Genomic DNA, 1,737 nt, shown 5'->3' on the forward strand with positions numbered 1-1,737 from the left:
GGCCATCGTGATGGTGGTCACCGGCCTGTACCTGTTTTGGCCGCGCAAGCTGGAGCGCTGGTCCGAGGTGCTGCTGCCCGACTGGCGGGCCACGGGCCGCAAGTGGTGGAAGTCGCTGCACGCCAGCCTGGGCTTTTGGCTTAGCGTGGTGCTGTTTTTGTTTTTGCTGACCGGCATGTCCTGGACGGGCGTGTGGGGTGCCAAGCTGGTGCAGCCCTGGAGCACGTTTCCGGCCACCAAATGGGACGCAGTGCCCACCTCGGACGCCACCCATGCCACGCTGAGCAGCGGCGGTTTGCACGACGTGCCCTGGGGCCTGGAACAAACGCCCTTGCCGGTGTCGGGCTCGTCGGCGGGCACGCCGGGCATCCTGGCAGGTGAACCGGTCAACCTGGACGGCGTGGCCGCGCTGGCCCAGCGCCTGGGCTTTGCCGGGCAGTACCACATCAATGTGCCGCAGGATGCCAACGGCGTGTACTCCATCTCGGCCGACACCATGAGCGGCGACCTGGCCAACCCGTTCCACGACCGCTTTGTGCACGTGGACCGCTACACCGGCCGCATCTTGGCGCAGGCAGGCTTTGCCGACTACGCCCCCGTGGCCAAAGCCATGGCGGTGGGCATTGCGCTGCACCAGGGCGACGTAGGCCTGTGGAGCGCCTGCGCCAACGTGCTGTTTTGCCTGGCCATCGTGACCCTGTGCGCCAGCGGCGTGGTGATGTGGTGGAAACGCCGCCCCCAGGGCAGTGGCCGTTTGGCGGCCCCCAGCGTGCCCGCCCAGGCACCGCTGTGGAAGGGCGGCGCGGTCGTCATGCTGCTGACGGCGCTGGCGTTCCCGCTGGCCGGCGGCGTGTTGCTGGCCGTGCTGCTGCTGGACTGGCTGCTGATCTCGCGCATTTCCGCGCTCAAACTGGCTTTATCTTGAAGAAACCAAATACTATGAAATTTATAGCTGCTATCGCCCTATTGATGGGCACGAGTGGTCATTTATATGCCCAAAATGTGACGGTCAAGGATGCCTGGGTGCGCGCCAGCGTGCAGGGCCAAAAGGCCAGCGGCGCGTTCATGACCCTGACCGCCCAGGCCGATGCCCGGTTGGTCTCCGTGTCCACCCCGGTGGCCGGGGTGGCCGAGGTGCACGAGATGAAGATGGACGGCGACGTGATGCGCATGCGCGCCGTGGCCGGTGGCCTGGCGCTGCCCGCAGGCAAGCCGGTGGCCCTGGCCCCCGGCGGCTACCACGTCATGCTGATGGACCTGAAGGCGGCCTTGCCCAAAGACAGCACCGTGCCCCTGACCCTGGTGTTCCAGGATGCCAAGGGCGTGGAAAGCAAGCTGGAAGTGAAGCTGCCGGTGGCATCCACCGCCCCCGTTGGTGCGGCGGCGCACAAGCACTGACGTATTCCTGACACATTGGGGTAAGCTTCGATTCGTGACCATAGCACCCCAAAAAATCAGGAGACACCATGAGCGATACCCCGGCCTTTGATTTCAGCAAATTCGTACCCGGTTTTGACTTTTTGAAGAGCCTGGGCAAAGGCGCTTCCACCGGTGCCCCGGCCATGGGGGGCTGGGTCGCGCCTACCCTCAGCGTGGAAGAGCTGGACAAGCGCATCACCGAACTCAAGGCCGTGCAGTTCTGGCTGGACCAGAACGCCGTGGGCCTGAAAGCCACCATCCAGGCGCTGGAAGTGCAAAAAATGACCCTGGCTACCTTGAAGGGCATGAACCTGAGCA

3 protein-coding genes are annotated in these 1,737 nt (G+C 64.8%); all 3 read left to right on the forward strand.

The annotated features are described in order from the left end of the window. A partial coding sequence (locus tag AC097L_RS23595) for a PepSY-associated TM helix domain-containing protein (protein WP_479589173.1) occupies positions 1 to 925 on the forward strand: 925 nt, incomplete at its 5' end. Positions 926 to 939: 14 nt separating this feature from the next. Then, a complete protein-coding gene (locus AC097L_RS23600; protein WP_479589174.1) occupies positions 940 to 1,398 on the forward strand; it encodes a copper chaperone PCu(A)C in 459 nt (152 codons plus the stop codon). A 68-nt stretch (positions 1,399 to 1,466) separates the two neighbouring features. Further along, a partial coding sequence (locus AC097L_RS23605; RefSeq protein ID WP_479589175.1) for a PhaM family polyhydroxyalkanoate granule multifunctional regulatory protein occupies positions 1,467 to 1,737 on the forward strand: 271 nt, incomplete at its 3' end.

Source organism: Rhodoferax sp. RT5P35 (assembly GCF_056521385.1).

Coding starts and splice junctions, on each gene's coding strand:
- AC097L_RS23600 (WP_479589174.1), top strand. CDS start 940: ATGAAATTTATAGCTGCTATCGCCCTATTGATGGGCACGAGTGGTCAT.